Genomic DNA, 17635 nt, shown 5'->3' on the forward strand with positions numbered 1-17635 from the left:
ATCGGGCCTATACAAGTTGGCGGCCGGTTGGGCCTCAATTGCGATCCGGAAGCCGAAATTGGACCATCAGGAAACAGCGCGGATACTGGTAGCCGGCAGCGGCCCGGCCGGGCTGATCGCCGCGCTCGGCTTTGCTGAAGCAGGCTTTCCGGTGACGCTGGTCGGCCCTGAAGCAGCCGGCGCCGATGGTCGCACCACCGCCCTGATGAACCCTGCACTCGCGGTGCTCGAGCGGCTCAGCGTGCTCGCCGACCTCAGGCCAAAGGCGGCACCGCTGAAGGTGATGCGCATCGTCGATGCAACGGGACGGCTGATCCGCAGCCCGGTCGTGACCTTCCGCGCCAGCGAGATCGGCGAAGAGCAGTTCGGGCTGAACCTGCCCAACAGCGCCCTCCTTCCAGCGCTTGCCAAGGCGGTTGCCGCGCATTCCGGCATCGACTGGCGCAAGTCGATGGTGGAAAACTGGCGCCTCGACGCCGGCCATGCCCATGCGACATTGGCTGATGGCAGCGAGGTTTCGGCATCGCTGGCGGTTGCCGCCGATGGGCGTCTGTCGCCGGCGCGCGAGGCGGCAGGCATCCCCGCCTCCGTACGGTCCTATCCGCAGGCAGCGCTCGTCCTCAATTTCGGCCATCGCAGCGAGCATGCATTCACCTCGACCGAATTCCACACCGAAACCGGTCCGTTCACGCAGGTTCCCCTGCCCGGCAACCGCTCCAGCCTTGTCTGGGTGGTAAAACCGGAGACGGCGAAGGAGCTTGCGGCGCTCGATGACGACACGCTTTCGCAGCGCGTCGAAGAGCAGATGCAGTCGATGCTTGGCCGGGTGTCCGTCGAGCCTGGCCGGCAGGTCTATCCTCTGTCGGCGGCGTCCCCCGGGCGTTTCGCGCAGAACCGCGTCGCGCTGGTCGGTGAAGCCGCGCATGTTTTCCCGCCGATCGGCGCACAAGGTCTCAATCTCGGTATCAGGGATATCGACGACCTAATTGGAATCGCTTGCGAAAATCGATCCGACCCGGGGTCAAGGATGAGCCTTGCGGCCTATGATTCCAGACGGCGGCCCGACATATTGGCGCGCAGCGGCGCGGTCAATCTGCTCAACAGGTCGCTGCTGTCGGACATGCTGCCGGCGCAGATGGCGCGCAGCGCCGGTCTCAGCGTGCTAGGCAGCTTCGCACCGCTACGTGCCTTCTTCATGCGCGAAGGGCTGCGACCGGGCAGCGGCTTTCAGGCGCTGGCCGGCGGCCTGAGGAAACAGGTCCGCCGGTAAATGAGACCGACGACATCGGACATTCTTGCCCCGTTCCGAAACCTCTTTGCCGGCTGGTCCGTTGCTTGACCAGACGTCAAGCGCTTCGGGATTGAATTGACCGGGCGCCTGCGCCAAATAGGCACCCACCCTAAAGTCGGGCTCGATTTTGGTGGCGGGTTGTGTAGATTCAAGGTCTTAGGGCGTCCCTGCGCCGCCGTAGAGCGGTTCAGCTTTTGATAGAATCGCCGATCCGCTCTAGGTGTTTGTTTTACGCAATTCCGGACGGAAAACCGCTACGCACTTTTCCTGGAATTGCTCTAGAGACTTAAGTGGTGAGTACGATGAAAACGGCCAAATTCTCGATCGGACAAGTGGTCCGCCACCGGCTGTTTCCGTTCCGCGGCGTGATCTTCGATGTCGATCCGCAATTCGCCAACACCGAGGAGTGGTACGAGGCGATCCCGGCCGACGTGCGGCCGCGCAAGGACCAGCCTTTCTACCATCTGCTGGCTGAAAACTCGGAGACGGAATACATCGCCTATGTGTCCGAGCAGAACCTGCTCGAGGACCAGTCGGGCGAACCGATCCGGCATCCGCAGATCGGCGAGATGTTCGACAAACGGCCCGATGGCCGCTACCAGCCGAAACGTCAGTTGAGACACTGACGCGGGGGGCAATAAAAAAGCGGGGCATGCCCCGCTTTTTTCATGGCCCGGGATAGTCCCGGTGATCAGTTGGCGGCTTTCGCCTTGTCCTGCTCTTCCTTGAGCTTCTTGGCGAAGTCCTGGTTGTTCTTGGCCACGAAGTCCTGCAGCTTCTTCTGCCGGTCCTCGATGTCCGACTGCTGCAGCGGCGGGCCGTCATAGGCGCCGCTGAAGCCGGTCAGCGCGACCTTGATCGGGTTCGGCTGGTTCTGGAAATTGACCGAGGTGAGCGTGATTGCCTGGCCCTTCTTGAAAGACGAGACGAGCTGGTCGGTCAACGGCACTTCGGCCACGCAACGGTCGGGGAAGCAGATCACGTAGTCGAGCTTCTGCGCCTTGCCGGTGTCGATCTGCAGGCCGATGCCGGGAGGCACCAGACGGCCGGTCGGAACCGTCACCTGGAACACCTTGCGGTTCACCTTGCCTTTCAGCTCGATCAGGCTGACGCCGGTGACCAGCTGGCCGTTGCCGGCGGTGACGATGTTCTGGACGTTGCAGATATCGACATCTTCCTGCTTGGTGCAGGCCTTGAACCAGCCTTGCGGAATCTGCTGTTGCTGCTGTGCCGAAGCAGCGGGAAGCTCAGCGCCCAGAAAGCCGACCACGCCTGCGGCCATAACCGAAAGGCGGTATGCGTTGCTGTTCAGGCTCTTCATATGGTGTACTTCCTCTCAATGATCCCGGAACCGGCCGCTTCGTGCCGCGTGGTCCAGCTACCTGTTGCCGAAATGAGGCAACAGCATGACTTCGGTGCGCGTGTTACACTGCCAGCGATGTCGAATCCAGCCCGTTCTCGGCGATTCTTGGTGCGAAGATGCCGCGCTCAGGTCCTGCGCCAAGGGTCGTCACCGCAGGCCGAACTCTTCTCCCGCAGAGCGATTCAATCCCTGCTTGAAATGCTCTAGGGTGCACAGCGAATCACAAAGCCGCCTGCAAGGAGACGGTCATGGGCCGCGTTCTCGTTTGGCTGATCGCCGCGATCTCGTTTCTGACCGTTTCGCTCCGGCCGGCCGTGTCGGAACCGAGGCATGCCATCGCCATGCAGGGCGAACCGGCGCTACCGGCCGACTATACGCATTTCGACTACGTCAATCCCGATGCGCCGAAGGGCGGCAGCATCACCTATTGCGTCGTCGGCAGCTTCGACAATCTCAACCCGTTCATCCTGAAAAGCCTGCGCACCACAGCGCGCGGCATGATGGACACGATCTACGGCAATCTGGTCTTCGAGCCGCTGATGCAGCGCAATTACGACGAGCCGTTCAGCCTCTACGGGCTGCTCGCCGACAGCGCCGACATGGATCCGGAGCGCAAGAGCATCGAGTTCCACCTCAACCCCAATGCAAAATGGTCGGACGGCCAGCCGGTGACGCCGGAGGACGTGCTGTTCACCTATGACGTCTTCACCGACAAGGGCCGCCCGCCCTACAGCGACCGCATGGCCAAGATCGCCAAGCTCGAAAAGACCGGCGACCACAGCGTGCGCTTCACCTTCAACGACAAGGCCGACCGCGAGTTTCCGCTGATCATCGCGCTGACGCCGATCGTCCCGAAGCATGCCTTCGACAAGGAGACGTTCGACAAGTCGACGCTGAAGCCGGTGATCGGCAGCGGACCCTATAGGGTGGACAAGGTGCAGCCCGGCCAGCGCATCGTGTTCAAGCGCAATCCCGACTACTGGGGCAAGGATGTCCCCGCCAAGCGCGGCTTCGACAATTACGATCAGATCACCATCGAATATTTCCTGAACGCCAACGCCAAGACCGAAGCGTTCAAGAAAGGCATCTGTGCCATCGACGACGAGACCGATCCGGTCAAGCGCGAGCGCGACATGGACTTTCCGGCCTTTCGCAAGGGAGATGTGGTGGCCGAAACCTTCGACACCGGCATCCCGCCGGTGGTGACGGGATTCCTGTTCAACACCAGGCTGCAGAAATTTTCCAACCCGGTGGTGCGGCGTGCGCTGGGCATGCTCTACGACTTCGAATGGGCCAACAAGAACCTGTTCGGCGGCAAATACAACCGCACCATGAGCTACTGGCAGAATTCCGAACTTTCGGCGCTCGGCCATCCGGCCGACGACAGGGAGAAGGCGCTGCTGGCGCCCTACCCCGACCGCGTTCCGGCCGACGTCATGGACGGCAGCTGGCGGCCGCCGATCACCGACGGCTCGGGCCAGGACCGCAAGGAGTTGAAGGCGGCGTTCGACCTGCTGAAGGCCGCGGGCTATAGCGTCAAGGATGGGACCATGCTCGATCCCGAGGGGAAACCCTTCGGATTCGAGATCATGACTTCATCGCAAGATGAAGAACGCCTCGCTGCGATCTACCAGCGTACGCTGGAGAAGATCGGCATCAATGTCACCATCCGAAGCCTCGATGGCGACCAGATCCAGTCGCGCAAGCAGCGTTTCGATTTCGAGGTGTTGATCGGCTCGAGCGGTTTCAACAACTCACTGTCGCCGGGCATCGAGCAGATCGGGCGCTGGGGTTCTTCCGCCGCCAAGGCTGAAGGGTCGTTCAACCTCGCCGGCGTCTCCGACCCGGCCGTGGACGCTGCGATCGATGCGATGCTGAGGGCACGTTCGAAGGAAGACTATGTCGCCGCGGTGCGCGTTCTCGATCGGTTGCTGATCTCGGGCAATTACATGGTGCCGATGCAGCACAACGACCAGCAGTGGATCGCCTACTGGAATTATCTGGAACATCCGCAAAAGACGCCCATATTCGGTTATCAACTGCCGACCTGGTGGCGCAAGGCGAACTGAATCCTTCCAGACAGGAGATGAAGATGAGCGACGGGAACTCGATCACGGTCGACGTTGTGTCCGATGTCGTCTGCCCGTGGTGCTTCATCGGCCAGAAGCGGCTCGACAAGGCGATCGACGCCGTTGGCGACATTGACGTCAATGTGCGCTGGCGGCCGTTCCAGCTCGACCCGACCATCCCGCCCGAAGGCAAGGATCGCCGCGAATACATGCTGGCCAAGTTCGGCAGCGAACAGCGCATCCGTGAGATCCATGCCCGCATCGAGCCGCTGGGCGAGGCCGAAGGGATCCATTTCGCCTTCGACGCCATCAAGGTAGCGCCCAATACGCTCGACGCCCACCGCGTCATCCGCTGGGCAGGTGCTGCCGGCGATGCCGCGCAGAACCGGCTGGTGCGCCGCCTGTTCCAGTTGAATTTCGAGGAAGGCGCCAATATCGGCGACCATGGCGTGCTGGCCGAAGCCGCGCGTGAAGCCGGCATGGACGCCTCCGTCGTCGAAACGCTGCTGCCGACCGACGCCGATGTCGAGGCTGTGCGCACCGAAATCACCACGGCTTCGCGCATGGGCATTACCGGCGTGCCGTGCTTCCTGCTCGAAGGCAAATATGCGGTGATGGGCGCGCAGGACGCCGACACGCTTGCAGACGCCATCCGCCAGGTCGCGGCGGCCAAGGCGCGAGGCGAGTTGGAAACGGCGAGCTAGCTCACTTAACCGTCACCTTGGCTTTGCTGACGAAGAAGCCATGACCGTTGCTACCGCTGCAGGTAAGCCCCTTGGTCGACGACTGGCAGGAGAACGGCCCCTTCTTCCAGCTGTTCCCGTAAGCCAGCTTGGCGACGTCGCCGCAACAGCCTTGCTCGCCGGGGTTCTTGATCTGCGTCGCCGGTCCCTTCGGCCCAAGAATGACGGTGACGTAGCTCGGCGCGATGCGCGAGCAACTCAGTTCCGGCCCGCCGTCCTGCGGTTGATAGGTGCTGGTGCCGCCCTTCGGCGTGTAGATGCAGCCGATATTGCCCGATGGCGTGTTGAATTCGATCTGGCCTTCGGCGCTCGCCGGAATGGTCTGGCTGCCGGCATGCGCCAGAGGCTGCCAGATGAAAGCCGCGAGCATTGCGACTGAAAATGTTCGTGCAGACATGGAAGACCCCCTACGCCAAATGTATGGATCAGGTTCGATCCGGACGGCTGCATTGTCAAACGCGGTTTGCCGTGCATCTGGGGAGGCGCGACCTGCCCGCGCCTCAGAACGCTTCGTGCGAGACGAATCGATGCAGGTTCGGCTGCCCGCGAGCCCATCACGAGAGTACTACTGGAGTGGTCGGGGATAGCCCGATTTGGGGACCTGCCAGTCAGTCCTTCGTAGGAAAATCGGCCGCTCGGCAAGGCGAAAAGGTTCACAAAATCGTGTGAAAGGCTTCCCTAAGGGAAGGTGAGAGCGAACGCCGCCATAGCTGCTCAACCTATTGGAAAAAATACCAATAATCCGTTTTCCGTGTGCCGCTTCCGAAGCCCGACCTGTTGCTCCAGGGCAACGTTGCGTGCGCGTGTTCACAGAGGCCGGGAGAAAATTAATAGAAAATGATCAATTGGTGTTACTATCCGTAACAAAACTAGAAAAGGTTTGGGCGGGATCGTGATTCGGGTCGGCAGACCGCAACGTACAGTACCGGCAGAACTAGCTAGCGAGGCCGCAAGGCCATCGCCCCTGACGCCGGTGTCGTCGATGCGCAGCTTCTGGGGGCTGATGCGGGCCTACTGGTTCTCCGACCGCTGGAAGGAAGCCTGGACACTCACCCTCGTCATCGCATTGCTCACGGCACTGTCCAGCAAATCGGGCGTGTGGTTCGCCGAAGCATCGGGTGAACTGGTCAATTCGATCGCTTTTTTCCACGATGCCGCAAATACCACACCACTGAAGTCGCTGCTGACCAACGCCGGCATCCTGGTCTTGTTGGTCATCCTCAAGGACGCGGGCTTCACCGGCATCCGCAGCCTCGTTTCGGCGACGTTGCATCGCAAATGGCGCGGCTGGCTGGACAGCCGCTTCAACGAAGCGCTGCTCGACACCAATCACACGCATTTCCACGCCCAGCATGGTTCGTCCGGCAACGCTGCTCCCGACAACATCGACCAGCGCATCCAGGAATCGATCAAGGACATGACCGGGGGCGCCATCGGCCTCGCCATGGGGGTCCTGGCAGTTGCCACATCACTCTACTTCGTCGGCCAGAAGCTGCTGGAGACCTCGGTGGAAGTGAGAGGACTGGGATTCCTCGGCAGCTACGGCAGCGCGGTTCTGGCTTTCCTGGCCGTCGCCACCTATGTGCCGCTGAACACCTGGATCGCGGTCAAACTGGGCAGACTGCTGGAACGCCTCAACGTCAGGATGCAGCAGTCCGAGGGCAGCTATCGCGGCGAACTGACCACTTTCCTGCGCCGCAGTTTCCACGTCGCCGCCTCGCAGGGCGAGAATGTGCAGAAGTCGATGCACAGCCGGCTCTATGTCGATATCGACCGCACCTGGGCGCGACTGAACATCGTCAACACCAGCTACAATTCGTTCGAGCTGATCTACAATTTCATTGGTGCCCGCATCGTTGCTTACGGGCCGGGCCTTGTTCCGTTCATCCACAACGGCTTCGATCTCAAGGGCTACATCACCGGCTCCGAAATGGTCAATTCTCTGATCAGCCAATGTTCGTGGTTCATCCATGTCATGCCGAATATCGCGACATTGCGGGCCAACAGCCAGCGTGTGACCGAACTGGCGAACGCCATCGAGAACGTCCAGCATCCACAGGAGTTCTACAGCCAGACCGGCCGTTCCGACTTCCGCTACGATCGCCAGAACCCGGTTTTCGGCCTGACCATCCAGAAGCTCGAACTGGCGCATCAGGGCGAGGACGCGACGCCATTCCTGAGCGCGGCGAACCTGCGCTTCAGGCGTGGCGAATGGACGTTCCTCAAAGGCGAATCGGGGTGCGGCAAGACCTCGCTGATCAAGGCGATCAACGGCCTGTGGCCCTATGGCCGCGGCACCATCGTCTTCCCGGAAGGCATCAGGATTTTCTATGCCGCCCAGGAGGTCAAGCTGCAGCAGGTCACGCTGAAGCAGCTGGTCTGCCTGCCCGGCTCCGAGCACGATCATGGCGATGCGCAGGTCGCATCGGCCTTGCACAAGGCCGGCCTTGGCGACTTCATCGAGCACATGGCCGATGAAAGCCGCGAGGGAAAGAACTGGGACCACGTTCTTTCAGGTGGCCAGAAGCAGAAGCTGGTGGTCGCCCGCATCATCCTGCAGCAGCCTGGGCTGCTGTTCCTCGACGAGGCAACCGGCGCGCTCGATCCAGAAGGCAAGATCGCTTTCCACCAGGCGATCAAGGACAATTGCCCCGATGTCACGGTGATCAGCGTCATGCACGAGGCCACGCCGCCTCGCTCGCTGTCCGGCGCCGAGTTCTACCACAGCGTGGTCGCGATCTCGGATGGCGTCGCCACCAAGAAGCCGCTGGCTCCGAGCCTGCCGCGCGAGCTCACCACCATCCTCGCACAGCCAAGGCCGGTCCCAAGGCCGGTTGAGGACAAATGGCTGCGCTTCCCGCGCCGGCTGAAGCAGAAATAACCCCACCACCGCGCCTCCTTGCCCGTCGGCTGCATCAGCCGCGGTAGCGCCACCTCGCGGCGATCACAGTCTCGCGATCCCGCCTCTCCGGTGTCGCTTTTGCCCGTCGTTGCGATTGACTCGGCAGGACGCGCTCCTATGTTGCCGCCGGCTCGCAGAATTCCAACCCGAACCCGCGAGCAGAAAGGTCACCGCGCCATGCCTGGCGACAGTAGTCGAACGCAACCGCCGTCCGCCTAGACGTGACCTTGACGGTTCACGTCTTGCCGGACGGCAAGGAGTGAACCAATGAACGAACTTTCCCCCGTAGCGGGCGACGAGGCCGTCGCCATCGCCCGTATCCTTGCAAACGATCACGTCGCCGACGTCGTCGAGGCGCTTAACCGCGAGCCTCGCGAAACGGCGATCGAGCTACTTTGCCAAGTGCCCTTCGAGCGGTTGGTCGAGATCTTCGACCAGCCGGAACTCGACGGCGCATCCGAGCTTGTCGAGGCGCTGCCGCGCGCCAAGGCCGGCAAGTTGCTGACTGGGATGTCGGTCGACCGTGCCGCCGACATTCTGCGCGAGCTGGAGGAGCCGGCCCGTTCCGAACTGCTTGTCGAACTCGCGCCGCCGCTGCGCGCTACGCTGCTTGCCATTCTGGGCTATCCCGAAGGCAGCGCCGCATCCCTGATGACGACGGAGTTCGTCAGCGTGCCCTCGGACTGGACCGTGGGCCGCACGCTGGACTACATCCGCAAGGTCGAGCGGACGCGCGAGACCATCTACGCGATCTACATCGTCGATCCCGAGACGCATGTCCTGGTGCGCTCGACCGGCCTGCGCCGGCTGATCACAGGCGATCCGGACGATCTGGTGATGGATGTCGCGCTGGATCGCGCGCCGGTGACGGTCTCGCCGCTCACCGACAGCGAGAAGGTGGCGCAACTGATCTCCAAATACGACCTGCTCGCCGTCCCCGTCATTGACCACGGCAAGATCCTCGGCATCGTCACCATCGACGACATCATCGACACGATGATCGAGGAGACGACCGAGGACGTGCATCGTTTCGGCGGCATGGAGGCGCTCGACGAGCCCTACATGAAGATGAGCTTTCTCGCCATGATCCAGAAGCGCGCCGGCTGGCTTTGCGCGCTGTTCATCAGCGAGATGCTGACCGCCAATGCGATGCAGAGCTATGAAGGCGAGCTGGAAAAGGCGATCGTGCTCACCTTGTTCATCCCGCTGATCATGAGCTCCGGCGGCAATTCCGGCTCGCAGGCGACCTCGCTGGTCATCCGCGCGCTGGCGCTGCGCGAGATCGGTCTTGGCGACTGGTGGCGGGTCGCCTTGCGCGAACTGCCGACCGGCCTGGTGCTCGGATCGATCCTCGGCGTCGTCGGCGTCTGCCGCATCACGCTGTGGCAGTATTTCGGCTTCTACGACTACGGCCCGCACTGGGAGCTGATCGCGGCGACCGTCGGCGCGGCACTGGTCGGCATCGTCACCTTCGGCTCGCTGTCGGGATCGATGTTGCCGTTCGCGCTGAAACGCATCGGCTTCGATCCCGCCAGCGCGTCGGCACCGTTCGTCGCCACGCTGGTCGACGTCACCGGGCTGGTGATCTATTTCTCGGTGGCGCTGGTCATCCTGCACGGCACGCTGCTGTAGCAACGCCAAGCACTCCCATCGCGGCAACCTTTTTGTCGCGATGAGCTCTAGTCGCGAAGCGCGTCAATCGACGCGCTGACCGTCCTTCACGCGGTAGGTCGGCTTGTACATGGTGACCAGTTCTTCCGCCGCCGTCGGATGCACGGCCATGGTGCGGTCGAAGTCGTCCTTGGTCAGCCCGGCCTTCAGCGGAATGCCGAGAAGTTGCGCCATTTCGCCGGCGTCTGGCCCGAGGATGTGAGCGCCGAGCACTCTCTTCGAAGCGCCGTCGACCACCAGCTTCATCAGCATCTTCTCGTCGCGGCCGGATAGCGTGTGGCGCATCGGGCGGAATGAGGCGCGGTAGATTTCGATGTCGGAGAAGCGCTTGACCGCCTCGTCTTCCGCCAGGCCGACGGTGCCGATCTCGGGTTGCGAGAACACCGCCGTCGGGATTGTTTCGTGGTCGGGCGCGGTCGGATTACCCTTGAAGGCGGTCTCGATGAAACACATCGCCTCGTGGATCGCCACCGGCGTCAATTGTACGCGGTTGGTGACGTCGCCGATCGCCCAGATGTTGTCGATGTTGGTGCGGGAGTATTGGTCGACAACGATGGCGCCGGTCCTGCCGAGTTCGATGCCGACGCCTTCCAGCCCCATATTCTCGGTGTTGGGGATGCGGCCGATGGCGAGCATGACCTGGTCGACAGTCAGCACCTTGCCGCCGGTGACTAAAGCGTCGAGCCTGCCGTCCGGCCGCTTGCGGACCCATTCCGACACGGCGTGGCAGAGGATCTTTATCCCCTTCTTTTCCATGGTTTCGTGCAGCGTGCGCCGCAGGTCCATGTCGAAGCGCGAGAGGATCTCCTTGCCGCGATAGACCAGCGTGGTGTCGACGCCGAGCCCATGGAAGATGTTGGCGAATTCGACGGCGATATAGCCGCCGCCCTCGATCATGATTGCCTTCGGCAATTTCTTGAGGTCGAAGGCCTCGTTGGAAAAGATGCAATGCTCGTGGCCGACGAGTGCGGGATGCGGCGCCGGGCGGCCGCCGGTGGCGATCAGGATCTGATCGGCGGTGACGGTGCGATCCTCGCCGAGAAGGTGCACCACATGCGGGTCGACCAGCATGGCGCGCGAATGGAAGGTCTCGCCGCCGGCGCCTTTCACATTCTTCTCGTAGATGGCTTCGAGCCGGGCGATCTCACGATCCTTGTTGGCGACCAGCGTCGGCCAGTCGAAGCTGGCCTCGGGCACCGTCCAGCCATAGCCGGCGGCGTCGGCAAAATGCTCGGGGAATTGCGAGGCATAGACGTAGAGCTTCTTCGGCACGCAGCCGCGAATGACGCAGGTGCCGCCATAGCGGTATTCCTCGGCTATGCCGACGCGCTTGCCGAGCGCGGCCGCGACGCGCGCCGCCCTCACCCCGCCGGAGCCGCCGCCGATGACGATAAGATCGTAGTCGTAACCGGCCATAGACTGTTCCTTGCCTTCAAAACGCTTGAGACAGGTAGGCTGCCAACAGCCAAAAGAAAAGCCCGGATAAACCGGGCTTTGTGGTCCAGCGGCGCTCAGGCCATTGGAAAAGCGGGATCAGTTCTGCGTGTTGTCGGCGGGCGCGTCGCCGCCAGCCGGGGCAGCGCCGTCGGCGGGGGCCGCGGGGGCCGTGGCGTCAGCGGGCGCAGCCGGCGCATTGGCCTTCGCCGCCGCGGCCAGCGTTTCGCCGACCTGCTGGGCGAGATCGCGGGCAAGGCCGTTCTGCCAGATGTCGGCGGCCTTCACCAGGTCACGCGTCACGGTCGGGCCGCTGTCGAGCAGCTTCTTGCCGGAATCGGAGCTGTAGAAGGCGGCGATGTCGTTGAGTTCCTTCTCGGAGAAGACCTTGGCATAGGCAAGGGCTGCTTCCTTCTCGAGGTCGGCGCGGCGCGAGGCCAATGCCATCGCCTTGTCGGTGATGGTCTTGCCGATCAGTTCCTGCATGTCCGGGTTCTTCTGGATCAACTGCTGTTCCAAAGCGGCGGCAGCCTGCGGCAGGATGTTGTCGAACGGGTCGGTCGCGTGGATCGCGGCGACGGCGGCGCGTGCTGCCTTCAGGTGCGATTCGGTCACGTCCTGCGCGAAGACAGGCGAAGAAAACGCGAAGACGGCCGAAGCCACCAGAATGGCCGAAAGGCTGCGAACCCGGTTATGCAACATCATGGTCGGTAGAACTCCCTGGTTTTCGGGCGGCATGGACGGTTTGGATGCCGTCGCCGCCGGCAATGATGGCCGCTGACGCCAGCCCGATGAAAAGACCGTGCTCGACGACGCCCGGTATGGCGTGGAGAGCATTCGAAAGCGCTCTTGTATCCGGAATGCGGCCAAAAGATGCATCGAGGATAAAATGGCCGCCGTCTGTAACAAAAGGCTGGCCCCCCGTCATCCTCAATGTAATCGGACCGGAAAGACCGAGACTTTTGGCCGCTGCGCCGACCGCGATTTCGGTCGCCCGCAGGCCGAATTGATTGACCTCGATCGGCAGTGGGAAACGGCCGAGGGTCTCGACCATTTTCGAACGGTCGGCAATGACGATCATGCGCCCGGATGCCGCCGCGACGATCTTCTCGCGCAGCAGCGCGCCGCCGCCGCCCTTTATCAGGGTTAGTGCGGAGTCGACTTCGTCGGCGCCGTCGACGGTAAGGTCGAGTTCAGGCGTTTCCTCGAGCGTCGACAGCGGCACGCCAAGCTCTCGGCAGAGCGCGGCGGTGCGCTCCGACGTCGGCACGCCGACGATGGTGAGGCCGGTGGCGACCTTTTCGGCAAGCAGCCGCACGAACTCCTCGGCGGTCGAGCCGGTGCCGATGCCAAGCCGCATGCCTTCGCTCACATGGGCAAGGGCTGCCCGAGCGGCCTCGACCTTCAGTTGCCTCGCATCCATGCCCATGTCTTGTGCGGTCCCATGTCTCGTCCGGTTTCGCTGGTTCGCGCGCTCCTAGCATTTTTGCCCGCCCGGTCAAAGGCCGCGCCTCTCTCGATCGGTCATCGGCTGTGGATTGGGCAGGCCGGCTTGCCTGATCGGAGCGCAGGCGTTATCGCCTCAGGCGTCGCAATCGCCACAGGACAGGCCATGACCAGACCGATCATCGTGTTCGACCTCGACGGGACGCTGGTCGACACGGCGCCGGATCTGCTCGACAGCCTCAACCACAGTCTCGCCGCCAGCGAACTGGCGGCCGTCGATGAAGCCGGCTTCAAGCGCTACGTCGGCCATGGCGGCCGGGTGATGATCGAACGCGCCCACGCCGCGCAGCGGAAATCGCTGGCAGAGGAAGAGCACGACCGGTTGCTAAAACTGTTCCTCGACCACTACACCGACAACATTCCCGGCAAGTCGCGTCCCTACCCCGGCGTCGTCGAGGCGATCGCCCGGTTCGAGAAGGCCGGCTATCTGCTTGCCGTTTGCACCAACAAATACGAGGCGAATTCGGTGGCGCTGATCGATGCGCTCGGCCTGGCGAAGCACTTTGCGGCCATCGCCGGCCAGGACACGTTCGCCTTCCGCAAGCCCGACCCGCGCCATCTCGTCGAAACCATCAAGCTGGCCGGCGGCGACCCGCATCGGGCGCTGATGGTCGGTGATTCGCAGACCGACATCGACACCGCCAAGGCCGCCGGCATTCCTGTGGTGGCCGTCGATTTCGGCTACACCGAACGCCATGTACGCGAATTCGAACCGTCGGCGGTGATCTCGCATTTCGACGCACTGACGCTCGATCTGGCGGAACGGCTGATCGCCGCGGCTGGCGACTGAGCACCAAAGGCAATCAGGCTCCGGCGCCTGCCCGACCTTGCCGTCTCGGTCCGTGTCGGAATGGTGGCACATCGCCTTGACTTCACAAGGCAGCCTCCCTTATATCGCGGCTCGCTTGGCCTTCGGGCAACGAGCGGGCGATTAGCTCAGCGGGAGAGCACACCCTTCACACGGGTGGGGTCGCAGGTTCAATCCCTGCATCGCCCACCATTTTTTCAAGCACTTAGCAGTCATCGTTTTCCCTTCCGCACAACTTCCGCGTCTTTACGGCGTCAGCGAACCAACCATCAGCCGCATCGTCGCGGCTGCACGGCAGGTACCCGCTTGAATGCAATGGCAGTTCCCACCCACTTGTTGTCGCTAAAGCGACATTGCCGTGCAGCCGTAAGCGGTCATAGTTCGATCTCGCCGTGCATGACCGCCACACATGATCCGCGCAAGGTCGCAACGATCCCCTCCGGTGTTCGGCGCGCATCGACATGCAACAGGCTGGGCCTTCCCATTTCAACGCCCTGTTGGATTTGGAAACTGGCTTCCTGCGCGTCCGGCTCGAGCGATAACAGCAAGCAGGCGAGAGGCGTGTTGGCACTTCCTGTGGCTGGATCCTCCCAGGTTCCGGAAAGTGGCGCAAACATCCTCGCGCGGAGCGTACTTCCCTCTTTGGTATAGACGTGGACGGGAAAGCGACTGCCGAACTGCGGATGGGCATCTAGAGCTTCGCGGAACGCAGCTAGATTGGGATCGCAACGTGACAGCGCCTCGCCTGTAATTTCCGCAACGACAAAGGCGTTGCCGTTTGAGACTGATACGGGCGCGTGGTGCGTTGTCACCACGTCAGCCGGCGTCAATTGCAGCGCACGAGCGATGAACTCAGGTGCAACCGTTTCTCCGATAGTCAACGGTTGGGGAGCATCGATAGCGGCGCCGACCGGTGCGCCATTGGCATCGCGCTCGATCTGAACGCGCACAATCCCGGCGGGAATCTCGAACACCGCGGTGCTCAGATCGGGACGCTGCTTTGCGACAACGAAGGCTGTGCCGACCATCGGATGACCGGCGAACGCCATCTCCGCCGTTCGGTTGAAGATACGGACGCGGGCGACATTATTTGGGTCGGCAGGCGCCAAGACAAAGGTCGTCTCGCTTAGATTGAATTCAGCAGCTATCGCCTGCATCGTCGCATCATCCAGCGCATCGCCGCCGATTACGACGGCGAGAGGATTGCCGCCGAAGCGAGTGCCGGTGAACACGTCGATCGTGAAGAACGGCAAATTTGGCATGTCATCGGTCCAGTCTGTTCGGCAGCTACATCACAATGAACGATGCAAAGCAGTCTGTCTCCAATCCACCTATTCACGCCATAACGTCGGGACGGTAAGCCGCTCAAATTTCTACCGTGAATCTGTGTCCCAATAATGTACTGGGGCCTCTCGGTGCAGTATTGGTTGCGGAAGGTGCCGCGCTGGCCATTCTTCGGCCGGCCGAGCGCATGGTGCATGTCGTCGATGTCGTCGGCCGTTGGCATCGGAGTGATGGCGACATTGGTGGGCTCGGTGGTCATTTCTTGAACTTTCTGTTGAAGACGCGCTTCCGCTTTTGGTCGCCCGTCATGGACAGGCCGGCGAGCGTGGTGACGGCGATCGGCGGCGAGGTGGCGTCTAGGATTGGTCGGCCTGGCGACTTGTCCAAAATGCAGCGGCCGATGTCGTTGAACACCCTGGCGTCGGCCATGGCGCCGGCGACGGTCTTGGCGATCTCGTAGGAATCATGGTCGGTGACGTTCGGCACGGACGGGAAAGGCCCGGTGGCCTCGAACACCCGATATTTGCCACGCGGAGCGACGACGCTGTGCACAAAGACGGTCATCGGTGCGCCACCTGGCCGCGAGGCGGCATTGCGACGGCTGCTTTCTTGGCGCGCTCGCCGGGTTTCAATTTGCGAATGGCGTTGCCGCTGGTGATCATCATGTAGCCGTCGGTGAACTCGACGCGGATCGAGTTCATCTTGCTGCGCGCGGTGACGCGGCATGGCTGTCCTTTTCGCCCCTGGCGATCCCAGCGGCAGACGTGGGTTAAATCGGTCACGCCGGCCTCCTCGAGGTGAGAAGGTTTGCGATCCATGAGGATCTGCAGCGCGCGCCGCTGGTACGGGTAGAGCAATGGAAACGCTGGGGGGATGCTCATATCTGTGCGGCCGCACAACTTCCGCACAGATACAGGTCGATGTTCTTGCGGCGTTCTTGTGCGATCAGGGCGAATTTCGTAATAAAAGCAGTTATCGCCCACCCTTCACACGGGTGGGGTCGCAGGTTCAATCCCTGCATCGCCCACCATTCTTCCCGCGCTGATCTGTTTCCTTATCTCCGCTCCAGCCATTCTTCAGCCGGCGGTTTGCCCCGCCTCACGCCAGATCCACCTCCACCCAAAGCCCGCCCTCGCCCCGGGCCGCATCGCGCGGCGCGTGGCGCACCGCACGGATCGATCCGGATGGCGAGGCAAAGGCCGGCTTGCCGTTCTTGTCGCCTAGCCACTTGTCGTCGGCGCGGATGACGCGGCCGTTCGTCTTGGCGGCTAGCGCGGTCAGGATGGCGTCGTAGGGCATTTCGTGCCAGCGGACTTTCTTGGCGTCATCCTTGTTGGTCGGGATGAAGGCCGAAAGATCGGTGCTGGTCAAAAGGTCGATGCCCTGTTTTTGCGGCATGGCGTTCTGGCTGCCGTGATGGGCAACCTTCAGATAGACCGTGCGCGCCATGAGGTCGGCTATCGTCACCGTCGTCTGTTCCAGTTGCCATTGCAAATCCTTCCAGCTCAGCCAGTTGCCGATCTGGGCGTCGCCCGGGAACAGGAACACGTTGTTGGTGTCGGTGAACTCGAACGCCAGGACCAGGCTGGTATTGTTGACGCCGCGATCGAGCTGCAAGGCAAGGTCGGCGGCAATCCCCATCCAGTCGGCGTCGATGCGGCGCCATGTCTGGTCGGGGTTCTCCGTCGGCGCCGGATGGGAGACCGGCCCCGCATAGTGCTCGCGGACAAAGGCGCCGATATCGATCCTGGGATCACTGCCCTTGTCGCCATTCAGCGCCGCCGACAGTTCTGTGCCGACGTGGCGCTCGAACGGGCTAAGTTCATCGATATAGTCTGCATCGCCGGCTCCGTCGTTCATCTTCAGCCCCGCGGCAAGCGCCCGCGTGAACGGACCGCCGCTGGCAAGCGGAAACATTTCGCCCGCCTTCTCCTCGAGCCGAAGTGCTGCCTTGTCGCGAGGCGGACCAAGCACGTAGATGCGCAGATTGGGCAAGACCTTGATCGAGAGCGGCGGCTTGCCTGGTTCGAGATAGGTTGGCTTGGTCTTCGAAAGGGTGGCCGCGGCGTCTCGCGCCGCGCGCACTTTTTCGCCGGCGGCCCCGAACTGGAATCCGAGCACCGACTGCAACCCGTCACGAATGCCTGCCAGATGGGCGGTCGGCTCCTGGGCTGCATCGAGCCTCTGGCTCACACCTTGCAGCGCCGTCAGGGCCGAGCCCTTGAACTTGTCGAGTTCGACGGCCTGCTGGTCAGCCGGGTTTTCCGTCCATGCCATCCACACCTCTTTGACATCAAAGCCCGCGAACAGGTCCTTCGAGGTCAGGAAGCCCGAAACATGGTCCCAATGCTCATGCGTGACGACGAGGACGTCGATCTTGCCGCCGTCCGTCGCCTTCTTGATGTCAGCGACGATGTCCGCCACCAGAGCCGGGCCACCCTTGATCGACACATGAACGCCGCAGTCGATCAGCATGCGGAAGAGCGAGCCGTCGGGCGTTGGAAAGCTCAGCAGGTGGCAGTCGCCGATGCCCTGGCAATAGTGCCGGACCGTCACGGCGGGCC

At 62.4% G+C, this 17635-nt stretch carries 16 protein-coding genes and 2 tRNA genes; 9 read left to right on the forward strand and 9 right to left on the reverse strand.

Annotated features, from left to right (window positions below; genetic code table 11):
- Positions 1 to 58 precede the first annotated feature (58 nt).
- Together AC1RUK_RS11310 and hspQ are read left to right on the forward strand one after the other, a co-directional pair.
- A complete protein-coding gene (locus tag AC1RUK_RS11310; RefSeq protein WP_481835568.1) occupies positions 59 to 1270 on the forward strand; it encodes a UbiH/UbiF family hydroxylase in 1212 nt (403 codons plus the stop codon).
- Positions 1271 to 1593: 323 nt separating this feature from the next.
- Positions 1594 to 1917: a heat shock protein HspQ gene (gene hspQ, locus AC1RUK_RS11315; protein ID WP_436175018.1), complete on the forward strand. Its 324-nt coding sequence runs from the start codon at positions 1594 to 1596 to the stop codon at positions 1915 to 1917.
- 65 nt (positions 1918 to 1982) lie between these two features.
- On the opposite strand, the gene AC1RUK_RS11320 is transcribed toward hspQ, so the two are convergent.
- Positions 1983 to 2612, reverse strand: a complete 630-nt coding sequence (locus AC1RUK_RS11320) for an invasion associated locus B family protein (RefSeq protein WP_006199773.1) — start codon at positions 2610 to 2612, stop codon at positions 1983 to 1985.
- Positions 2613 to 2902: 290 nt separating this feature from the next.
- Here AC1RUK_RS11320 and AC1RUK_RS11325 point away from each other — a divergent pair, with 290 nt between their 5' ends.
- Positions 2903 to 4723, forward strand: a complete 1821-nt coding sequence (locus tag AC1RUK_RS11325) for an extracellular solute-binding protein (RefSeq protein ID WP_481835567.1) — start codon at positions 2903 to 2905, stop codon at positions 4721 to 4723.
- Positions 4724 to 4746: 23 nt separating this feature from the next.
- On the forward strand, positions 4747 to 5427 hold the full coding sequence (locus AC1RUK_RS11330; RefSeq protein WP_481835566.1) for a DsbA family oxidoreductase: 681 nt from the start codon (positions 4747 to 4749) through the stop codon (positions 5425 to 5427).
- 1 nt (position 5428) lies between these two features.
- On the opposite strand, the gene AC1RUK_RS11335 is transcribed toward AC1RUK_RS11330, so the two are convergent.
- A complete protein-coding gene (locus AC1RUK_RS11335; RefSeq protein WP_481835565.1) occupies positions 5429 to 5863 on the reverse strand; it encodes a hypothetical protein in 435 nt (144 codons plus the stop codon).
- Positions 5864 to 6448: 585 nt separating this feature from the next.
- Between AC1RUK_RS11335 and AC1RUK_RS11340 the strand changes: the two genes are divergently transcribed.
- Entirely contained in the window at positions 6449 to 8347 is a 1899-nt protein-coding gene (locus AC1RUK_RS11340; RefSeq protein WP_481835564.1) for an ABC transporter ATP-binding protein/permease, read from the forward strand.
- 288 nt (positions 8348 to 8635) lie between these two features.
- Complete coding sequence (mgtE, locus tag AC1RUK_RS11345) at positions 8636 to 10000, forward strand: magnesium transporter (protein WP_481835563.1); 1365 nt, start codon at positions 8636 to 8638, stop codon at positions 9998 to 10000.
- Positions 10001 to 10063: 63 nt separating this feature from the next.
- Here the strand turns inward: mgtE and gor are convergent, their stop codons facing one another.
- From gor to rpiA, 3 genes are all read right to left on the reverse strand, one after another.
- A complete protein-coding gene (gene gor, locus AC1RUK_RS11350; protein WP_481835562.1) occupies positions 10064 to 11455 on the reverse strand; it encodes a glutathione-disulfide reductase in 1392 nt (463 codons plus the stop codon).
- A 117-nt stretch (positions 11456 to 11572) separates the two neighbouring features.
- A complete protein-coding gene (locus AC1RUK_RS11355; protein ID WP_481835561.1) occupies positions 11573 to 12178 on the reverse strand; it encodes a DUF2059 domain-containing protein in 606 nt (201 codons plus the stop codon).
- The gene (gene rpiA / locus AC1RUK_RS11360) at positions 12165 to 12896 is read right to left on the reverse strand and encodes a ribose-5-phosphate isomerase RpiA (RefSeq protein ID WP_481835560.1); all 732 of its coding nucleotides are present in this window, start codon (positions 12894 to 12896) and stop codon (positions 12165 to 12167) included. The genes AC1RUK_RS11355 and rpiA overlap by 14 nt, the downstream gene beginning before the upstream one ends.
- A gap of 189 nt (positions 12897 to 13085) precedes the next feature.
- Between rpiA and AC1RUK_RS11365 the strand changes: the two genes are divergently transcribed.
- Both AC1RUK_RS11365 and AC1RUK_RS11370 read left to right on the forward strand, forming a co-directional pair.
- Positions 13086 to 13769 (forward strand): phosphoglycolate phosphatase, encoded by a 684-nt coding sequence (locus AC1RUK_RS11365; RefSeq protein ID WP_481835559.1) that lies wholly within the window; start codon positions 13086 to 13088, stop codon positions 13767 to 13769.
- A gap of 135 nt (positions 13770 to 13904) precedes the next feature.
- Positions 13905 to 13979: transfer RNA gene (locus AC1RUK_RS11370), tRNA-Val, on the forward strand.
- Positions 13980 to 14161: 182 nt separating this feature from the next.
- Here AC1RUK_RS11370 and AC1RUK_RS11375 read toward each other — a convergent pair.
- The 3 genes from AC1RUK_RS11375 to AC1RUK_RS11385 all read right to left on the reverse strand — a co-directional run bounded on the left by AC1RUK_RS11375 (position 14162) and on the right by AC1RUK_RS11385 (position 15853).
- Positions 14162 to 15049, reverse strand: coding sequence for a PhzF family phenazine biosynthesis protein (locus AC1RUK_RS11375; RefSeq protein WP_481835558.1), 888 nt, complete (start codon positions 15047 to 15049; stop codon positions 14162 to 14164).
- 277 nt (positions 15050 to 15326) lie between these two features.
- The gene (locus AC1RUK_RS11380) at positions 15327 to 15635 is read right to left on the reverse strand and encodes a hypothetical protein (protein WP_481835557.1); all 309 of its coding nucleotides are present in this window, start codon (positions 15633 to 15635) and stop codon (positions 15327 to 15329) included.
- Positions 15632 to 15853: a hypothetical protein gene (locus tag AC1RUK_RS11385; RefSeq protein WP_481840241.1), complete on the reverse strand. Its 222-nt coding sequence runs from the start codon at positions 15851 to 15853 to the stop codon at positions 15632 to 15634. The genes AC1RUK_RS11380 and AC1RUK_RS11385 overlap by 4 nt, the downstream gene beginning before the upstream one ends.
- 166 nt (positions 15854 to 16019) lie before the next feature.
- Between AC1RUK_RS11385 and AC1RUK_RS11390 the strand changes: the two genes are divergently transcribed.
- Positions 16020 to 16101: transfer RNA gene (locus AC1RUK_RS11390), tRNA-Val, on the forward strand.
- 68 nt (positions 16102 to 16169) lie between these two features.
- Here the strand turns inward: AC1RUK_RS11390 and AC1RUK_RS11395 are convergent.
- Positions 16170 to 17627, reverse strand: a complete 1458-nt coding sequence (locus AC1RUK_RS11395) for a ComEC/Rec2 family competence protein (protein WP_481835555.1) — start codon at positions 17625 to 17627, stop codon at positions 16170 to 16172.
- Positions 17628 to 17635: the final 8 nt, after the last annotated feature.

The organism is Mesorhizobium monacense (assembly GCF_056781675.1).